We start from the raw sequence: 8395 nt of genomic DNA on the forward strand, positions 1-8395 counted from the left end.
CAAGGCAAAGGAGCCGAATTACTACTCGGACCTGGTGCGGCCTAAAGCTGCCGCCATCGGCCCGCAGATCCAGGGCACCTTCGCGCGCGCCTACAAGGCCGGTGTGAAGATTGCCTTTGGCACGGATGCCGGCGTATTCCCGCACGGCGAGAACGCGAAGGAATTTGCTTACATGGTCGAAGGCGGCATGCCTGCGGTGGAAGCGATCCGCGCTGCGACGCTGAACGCGGCCAACCTGCTGGGCCAGTCCAGCCGTCTTGGCTCGCTGGAGCCGGGCTTCGCGGCCGATATCGTTGCCGTCAACGGCGATCCGCTGCAGGATATCAGCCTGCTGCAGAATGTCCGCTTCGTGATGAAGGAAGGCGTGATCTACAAGCAGTAAAGGGTTGCGCGAAACGCGATGACGTCGTATCTTGTTGGAAACTTAACGGGGACGGCATGGCGGAAGCACGACAGGATGTGGATTGCGATATGTTGGTTGTTGGCGGCGGCATCAACGGCGCAGGCATTGCGCGTGATGCCGCTGGCCGCGGCCTTTACGTGGTCCTGTGCGAAAAAGACGACCTGGCAGCGCACACATCCTCCGCCTCCACCAAGCTGATTCACGGCGGTTTGCGTTATCTCGAGTATTACGAATTTGGCCTGGTGCGCAAGGCGCTGGGCGAGCGTGAAGTGCTGCTGCGCTCCGCGCCGCACATCATGTGGCCGCTGCGCTTCGTGATGCCGCACAATAGCGGCCAGCGCCCGGCGGTGCTGATCCGCGCGGGACTCTTCCTCTACGATATGCTGGCCAAGCGCGAGCTGCTGCCTGGCTCGCGCGGCATCAACCTGCGCTGCCATCCGGCAGGGCGTCCGCTCAAGCCGGAGTTCGCGCGCGGCTTTGAATATTCCGACGGCTGGGTCGATGACGCGCGCCTGGTGGTGCTGAATGCGATGGATGCCGATTCCAAAGGCGCTTGCGTGCTGACGCGTACCAGTTGCACGGCGCTGGAACGCGGCCCGCAATTCTGGACCGCCACGCTGCGCAAAGCCGACGGCACCGAGAAGCGCATCACCGCGCGCTACGTGGTCAATGCGGCCGGCGCGTGGACGCCGTCTTTTGCCGAAGCGGCGCTGAGCAAGGCGCAGCCGGGCCAGCTGCGGCTGGTGAAGGGCAGCCATATTGTGGTGCGCCGCATCTTCGAGCATGACAACGCTTACATTTTCCAGAACAAGGATGGCCGCATCGTTTTCGCCATTCCTTACGAACGCGATTTCACACTGATCGGCACCACGGACATCGATTACAAGGGCGATCCGGGCAAGGTGGCGATTGAAGAAAGCGAAATCACTTATCTATGCAAGCTGGCCAGCGATTATTTCCGCGAGCCGGTCAAGCCTGCCGATGTGGTCTGGACCTATGCCGGCGTGCGCCCGCTGATCGAAGACGAAGCAAGGGACGCCAAGGCCGTCACGCGCGACTACCGTTTCGAGATTGAGACTGCCGGCGGTGCGCCGATGCTGAGCGTCTTCGGCGGCAAGATCACCACCTTCCGCCGCCTGGCGGAAGAAGCCGTAGACCATATCTGCAAAGCGCTCGGCAACCCGCAGCGCGGCTGGACGGRGAACGCCTGCCTGCCCGGCGGTGATTTGTTCGGCGCCGTGCCGCAGAACCGCAGCGTGCTGGAGTTCTGCCAATGGACGGCGGCCCTGCAGGTGAAGTACACCTGGCTGCCGCCGGAATTGATTCGCCGCTACGCCCGCGCCTACGGCACGCGCACCCATACACTGCTCGATGGCCGCGCATCGCTGGCGGATATGGGAGAAGAAATTCTGCCGAACCTGTATGCGGCCGAAGTGGACTACCTGCGCAGCAAGGAGTGGGCGGTGACGGCGGCGGACATCCTGTGGCGCCGCTCCAAACTTGGCCTGCACCTGCCCGCCGGGGCCGAAGCCCGCCTCGACACCTGGCTCGCCGCAAATTAAATGGGGACGCAACACATTTAAATCGCAAATGTGTCGCGTCCCCATTTAAAAAGAAAGGGCCCTTGCGGGCCCATTTTTTTACTTCACGCCGTGCATCAGCTTTTGGATGAGCGGTGCCAGCAGGAACAGCAGCACGCCGCCGCCGATCAGAATCCAGAAGCCCTGGGTGTAGCCGGTCAGCGCGGATTGCACCGACATGCCGTGCTCGCCCGACATCAGCGAAGCCACGATACCGGACAGGTTGTTGCCGATGCCGGTCGACAGGAACCAGCCGCCCATGCCCATGCCCACCAGGCGGGTCGGCGCTAGCTTGGTCACCATCGACAGGCCGATCGGGGACAGGCACAGTTCACCGATAGACTGGATCACGTAGACCATGAACAGAGTCCAGAAAGGAATCTTGTTGTGGTCGTCGACCAGCTGGGTCAGCGCGTACATCAGCAGGCCGAATGCCAGGCCGTTGCCGATCAGGCCCAGTGCGAACTTGCGTGGGATCGAAGGATTCTTGCCGCGCTTGCCCATGAAGACCCAGATCGCTGCAATCACTGGTGCGAACACGATGATGGCGATGGAGTTCACGGACTGGAACCAGGCGGTCGGGAAGTCGAAGCTGCCCAGCTGGCGGTTGACGATGTTATCGGCCAGGAAGGTGAAGGAGCTGCCTGCCTGTTCGAAGAAGCACCAGAACATGATGTTGAAGGCGAAGATCACCATCATGGCGATGGTCTTGTCACGAGCGACCTTGCCGTTGCGGATGCCTTCCACCACCAGCATCACGGCCAGGATGATGAACAGTATCGACAGCACGCCTTGCAGGGCTTCTGCGCCAACTGCCAGCAGCGAGTACACGACTGGAACAACAGCCAGCGCGCCGATGGCGACCCACACCATGCGCATTGGGTTCTGTGCTTCAGGCGCTGGTGCACCGATGCCTTTCAGGGCGCGGCGGCCGATGGAGAACCACACGAGGCTGATCAGCATGCCCACGCCGGCGGACATGAACACCACCTTGTATGCTGGCGTGTCGCCGGTGCCGAAGACTTTCTGCGCCAGCAGCTGGGTAACGATAGGGGCCAGGAAGCCGCCGACGTTAATGCCCATGTAGAAGATGGTGAAGCCGGAGTCGCGGCGGGTATCGCCCAGCGAGTACAGCTTGCCGACCATGGTCGAAATATTCGGTTTGAACAGACCGTTACCCACGATGATCGTGGCCAAGCCGAACTTGAAGATGTTCGGGTCCGGGTAGGAGATCATGAACAGGCCGGCCGACATGAAGATCGCGCCGATGATGATGGAGCGCTGGTAGCCGAGGACCCGGTCGGCCACGTAGCCGCCGAACAGGGCGCCCGCATACACCAGGGCCAGATAGGAACCGTAGGTCAGATTGGCGTTGGCCTGGCCGGCCGCGTCGCCGCCGAAGAACTGCGCAACGATGTATAGCACCAGTGCCCAGCGAATGCCGTAAAACGCGAAGCGTTCCCAGAATTCGGACATGAACAGCATCCAGAGCGGAGCAGGGTGGCCCATGATCTGCTTGAATTCAGGGATTGGCGCTTCAGTGGTAGCTTGGGTAGGACCGCTCATGCGGACTTCTCCTGGTCGAAAAAAAGCCGCATTTTAAAGCACCGCAAGCATTTAAAGGGTAAATTCGCGTGCCGCAGTGCAGCAATGTGGTATGTTTGCCAAGCTTGTGTCTGTGAGACCAAACGTTATGAGCGTATATTGGGGGTGCAGGCCGAATAAAGATCAGAAAAAGGAAAGTCGTATCATGGAACACAACGTTGTCGATACTCTCATTGCCCCTGAAGGAAAACTCGAAGTCCTGTCCAAGGCAGAAGTGGGCCAGTTGCTGGATTCCGGGAAGGGCGGCCTTTATAACATGTTCCGCAACTGCGCCCTGGCGGTGCTGAATTGCGGCAGTACGATCGACGATGGAAAGGAACTGCTGGACCGCTACAAGTCGTTTGACATCAACATCCTGCAGCGCGAGCGCGGTATCAAGCTCGAAATCAAAGGCGCGCCGGCCATCGCATTCGTGGACGGCAAAATGATCAAGGGTATTCACGAGCACTTGTTCGCGGTGCTGCGCGATATTGTCTTCGTCAGCAATGAGGTGACGGGCAATCCTAAATTCGATTTGTCGCGCACCGAGGGCATCACGGACGCGGTTTTCCATATTCTGCGCAATGCGAATGTGCTGAAGCCTGCGACCAATCCGAATATGGTGGTGTGCTGGGGCGGACATTCGATCAACCGCGCGGAATATAACTACTCGAAGGAAGTGGGTTATCAGTTTGGCCTGCGCGGCCTGGATATCTGCACCGGCTGCGGCCCGGGTGCGATGAAAGGCCCGATGAAAGGCGCCACCATCGGCCACGCCAAGCAGCGCTTTACCGGGGCCACGGCATTTGCGTGTTCCCGGGCGGCGCCGGCACGGCCGAAGAAATCCTGTACATCCTGGGCATCCTGCTGCATCCGGATAATGCGGACATTCCATTCCCGCTGATCTTCACCGGTCCTGAAACGGCACGCGACTACTTCGTGCAGATCAATGAGTTCATCGGCCTGACGCTCGGCCCTGAGGCGCAAAGCCGCTACAAGATCATCGTCGATGATCCTGAGCTGGTGGCGCGCGAGATGCAGGAAGGGATCAAGCAGGTGCGCGAGTTCCGCAAGTCGCGCAGCGACGCTTATTACTTCAATTGGGCGTTGAGGATCGACGAAGAGTTCCAGCGTCCATTCGCGCCGACGCACGAAAACATGCGCAATCTGAGCCTGCACAAGCAGCAGCCGGTGCACGTGCTGGCGGCCAACCTGCGGCGCGCGTTTTCGGGTGTGGTGGCGGGCAATGTGAAGGAAGAGGGCATTCGCACCATCGAGAAATATGGCCACTTCGAGATTCACGGCGACAAGGAAATCATGGGGCCGATGGACGCGCTGCTGGCTTCCTTCGTTGCCCAGAGCCGCATGAAACTCGCCGGCAAGGCCTACACGCCTTGCTACCGCGTGATCCAGTAACGCCTCATTTGCGATAAAAAAAGCCGCCGGGCGCTGGGCCGGGCGGCTTTCGTAGGGCGGATCATCGATCCGCCGATCATGAGAAGCTGATTAGTCCTCTTTGCGCATGTGCGGGAACAGCAGCACGTCGCGGATGTTCGGCGAATCGGTCAGCAGCATCATCAGGCGGTCAATGCCGATGCCGCAGCCGCCGGCTGGCGGCATGCCGTATTCCAGCGCGCGGATGTAGTCGGCGTCATAGAACATGGCTTCGTCGTCGCCGGCTTCCTTGGCTTCAACCTGGGCCAGGAAGCGGGCTGCCTGGTCTTCTGCGTCGTTCAGCTCGGAGAAGCCGTTGGCGATTTCGCGGCCGACCATGAACAGTTCGAAGCGCTCGGTGATGCCTTCGCGGGTGTCCGARGCRCGYGCCAGCGGCGASACTTCAACCGGGTAGTCGATGATGAAGGTCGGCTCCCACAGCTGTGCTTCCGCAGTTTCTTCGAACAGCGCCAGTTGCAGCGCACCCAGGCCCGAGTGAGCGTGCGGCTTCACGCCAAACTTCAGCAGTTCGGCCTTGATGAACTCCATATCGTTCAGCTGCACTTCGGTGTAGTGCGGAGCGTACTTATTGATGGCGCCGACGATGGTCAGGCGATGGAATGGCTTGGACAGGTCCAGCTCACGGCCACCATAGTTAAGCACCGCAGTGCCCTTCGCATCAATCGCAGCCTGGCGGATCACGGACTCGGTGAAGTTCATGATCCATTCGTAGTCGGTGTAGGCCGCGTAGAACTCCATCATGGTGAATTCCGGATTGTGACGGACCGACACGCCTTCGTTACGGRAGTTGCGGTTGATCTCGAACACGCGGTCGAAGCCGCCCACGACCAGGCGCTTCAGGTACAGCTCAGGCGCGATACGCATGAACATCTGCATGTCCAGTGCATTGTGGTGGGTGATGAAAGGCTTGGCCGCAGCGCCGCCCGGGATCGGGTGCAGCATCGGGGTTTCCACTTCCATGAAGTCGTTCTTTTCCATGAAACGGCGGATCGAGGAAATTGCCGCGGTACGCGCCTTGAAGGTGCGGCGGGTTTCTTCGTTCATGATCAGGTCCACGTAGCGCTGGCGGTACTTGGTTTCCTGGTCGGCCAGGCCGTGGAATTTGTCCGGCAGTGGACGCAGCGACTTGGTGATCAGACGCAGGTCGGACACTTTGATGGTCAGTTCGTCAGTCTTGGTCTTGAACAGCGTGCCGGTGACGCCCAGGATATCGCCCAGGTCATAGTGGTGCAGCGCTTCCATCGCCGCTTCGCCGGTCAGGTCCAGCGTTGCGTAGATCTGGATGCGGCCATCGGCCTTCGGGCCGGAGGAATCCATCAGGGTGGCGAATGCAGCCTTCTTACCTGCTTCGCGTTTCAGCATCATGCGGCCAGCCAGCACTACGGTCACCGGCGCGGCTTCCAGGTCCTCGCGGGATTTGCTGCCGTACTGCTGCTGCAGATCGGCCGCCTTGTGCTGCGGACGGAAGTCGTTAGGGAAGGCGACGCCTTTTTCGCGGAGCGCGGCCAGCTTGACGCGGCGTTCGGCGATGATCTTGTTGTCGTCCTGGCCTGGTGCCTGGTCTGGGACTTGGTTTTCCGTAGTCATGATGTGATTAAGTTTTGATAGATTTATTTATTGGGCCGAGTTTTGCGCACCGAGGGCAAACAGCTCGTCGATATTCAGTTCGCTGAAGTCGCGCGCAACGCAAATCACGTTGTCGAAATCCTTGAACGCTTCAGCAGGCAAAGTGGTTGTCAGCACCACGCAGCGCATGCCCGCGCGGCGTGCTGCTTCCACGCCCAGCGGCGCGTCTTCGAACACGATGCAGTTCTCCGGTGTGGTGCCGCAGCGTTCGGCCGCCTTCAGGAACACGTCAGGGTTCGGCTTGCCGCGTGCGACATCGGCCGCGCCCACCACCGCATCGAAGTGGCGGCGCAGATCCAGGCCGTCCAGCGTGAACACGATGTTGGCAGGCGGCGCAGCAGTCGCCACGGCCAGCTTCACGCCCTGTTCCTGGGCTTCTTCGATCAGCTGGTCGAAACCGGCCACCGTTTCCAGGTGCGGCGCGTACAGCTCGCGGTACAGAGCTTCCTTCTCGGCGTCGAGCAGGGCGCTTTCTTCTTTCGACAGGTGCTCGCCCATGTCGTGGGCCATGATTTCGTGGCCCTGGCGGCCGGCCGTCGCGCGGAAGAATTCATCCGGGTCGATGGCGTGGCCGCGTTGCTCGAAAAAGGCCACCCACGATTTGGTGTGGAAGGCCATATTATCGACAATGGTACCGTCCATGTCGAAGATGAAAGCGCGGTGCGTCATCAGATGCCCTGCTTCAGGGAGGCGGAGATGAAATCATCCAGGTCGCCATCCAGCACGTTCTTGGTATTGCCGGTTTCGAAGCCGGTGCGCAGGTCCTTGATGCGGGACTGGTCCAGAACGTAGGAGCGGATCTGATGGCCCCAGCCCACGTCGGTCTTGGAGTCTTCCAGTTTCTGCTGCTCGCTCATGCGCTTGCGCAGTTCCAGTTCGAACAGCTTCGCCTTCAGCATGTCCATCGCTTCGGCCTTGTTGCGGTGCTGCGAGCGGTCGTTCTGGCACTGCACCACAATGCCGGACGGGCCGTGCGTGATACGCACTGCGGAGTCGGTCTTGTTGATGTGCTGGCCACCGGCGCCCGAGGCGCGGTAAGTGTCGATACGCAGGTCGGCCGGGTTGATTTCGATCTCGATCGAGTCATCCACTTCCGGGTAGACGAACAGGGATACGAAGGAGGTGTGACGGCCGCCGGCCGAGTCGAACGGCGACTTGCGCACCAGGCGGTGCACGCCGGTTTCAGTGCGCAGGTGGCCATAGGCGTATTCGCCTTCCACTTTCAGGGTGGCGGTCTTGATGCCGGCAACCTCGCCCTCGGAYTCTTCSATCACCTCGRCCTTGAAGCCCTTGCGTTCGCAATASYGCAGGTACTGGCGCAGCAGCATGGAGGCCCAGTCSYGSGCTTCSGTGCCACCGGCGCCGGCCTGGATGTCGATGAAGCAGTTGTTCGGGTCCATCGGATTGCTGAACATCCGGCGGAATTCCATCTGCTCGATGACCTTCTGGATTTCGGCGGTGTCCGCGATCACGGCTTCCAGCGTGTCGTCGTCGCCTTCTTCCTTGCCCATCTCGAACAGCTCATTCATGTCGCGCAGGTCGCTCTCCGCCTTTTGCAGGGTGAGGACTACGCCTTCGAGGGATTTCTTTTCGCGGCCCATGTCCTGGGCCTTTTTCGGGTCATTCCAGACCGCAGGGTCTTCGAGTTCGCCGTTCAGTTGTTCGAGTTTCTCTGACTTGCGATCGAAGTCAAAGATACCTCCGAAGTTCGGCTTCGCGGGTGGTTAAATCCGCAAGCAGGGAGGAC

6 protein-coding genes and 1 pseudogene are annotated in these 8395 nt (G+C 60.4%); 3 read left to right on the forward strand and 4 right to left on the reverse strand.

Features of this window, described 5'->3' with window-relative positions:
• Positions 1 to 382: amidohydrolase family protein (locus tag AB4Z11_RS24445; protein WP_442028305.1), on the forward strand; the 382-nt coding region annotated here is incomplete at its 5' end.
• A gap of 56 nt (positions 383 to 438) precedes the next feature.
• Complete coding sequence (glpD, locus tag AB4Z11_RS24450; RefSeq protein WP_442028307.1) at positions 439 to 1965, forward strand: glycerol-3-phosphate dehydrogenase; 1527 nt, start codon at positions 439 to 441, stop codon at positions 1963 to 1965.
• A 78-nt stretch (positions 1966 to 2043) separates the two neighbouring features.
• Here the strand turns inward: glpD and AB4Z11_RS24455 are convergent, their stop codons facing one another.
• Complete coding sequence (locus AB4Z11_RS24455) at positions 2044 to 3549, reverse strand: peptide MFS transporter (RefSeq protein WP_442028309.1); 1506 nt, start codon at positions 3547 to 3549, stop codon at positions 2044 to 2046.
• Between the two features lie 184 nt (positions 3550 to 3733).
• Here AB4Z11_RS24455 and AB4Z11_RS24460 point away from each other — a divergent pair.
• Positions 3734 to 4983, forward strand: a pseudogene (locus AB4Z11_RS24460) (pyrimidine/purine nucleotide monophosphate nucleosidase domain-containing protein).
• Between the two features lie 90 nt (positions 4984 to 5073).
• Here AB4Z11_RS24460 and lysS read toward each other — a convergent pair.
• From lysS to prfB, 3 genes are all read right to left on the reverse strand, one after another.
• The gene (gene lysS / locus AB4Z11_RS24465; protein WP_442028311.1) at positions 5074 to 6609 is read right to left on the reverse strand and encodes a lysine--tRNA ligase; all 1536 of its coding nucleotides are present in this window, start codon (positions 6607 to 6609) and stop codon (positions 5074 to 5076) included.
• 27 nt (positions 6610 to 6636) lie between these two features.
• Positions 6637 to 7317 (reverse strand): HAD family hydrolase, encoded by a 681-nt coding sequence (locus AB4Z11_RS24470; protein WP_442028312.1) that lies wholly within the window; start codon positions 7315 to 7317, stop codon positions 6637 to 6639.
• Positions 7317 to 8388, reverse strand: a protein-coding gene (gene prfB / locus AB4Z11_RS24475; RefSeq protein WP_442028314.1) for a peptide chain release factor 2 whose coding sequence is annotated in 2 segments (ribosomal slippage) — positions 7317 to 8339 and positions 8341 to 8388 — 1071 coding nt in all. Because the reading frame shifts where the segments join, the coding sequence is not laid out codon by codon here. The genes AB4Z11_RS24470 and prfB overlap by 1 nt, the downstream gene beginning before the upstream one ends.
• Between the last annotated feature and the right edge of the window lie 7 nt (positions 8389 to 8395).

Source organism: Pseudoduganella sp. RAF53_2, from assembly GCF_052113985.1.
In the GTDB taxonomy this organism is placed as follows: Bacteria; Pseudomonadota; Gammaproteobacteria; order Burkholderiales; family Burkholderiaceae_D; genus Rugamonas.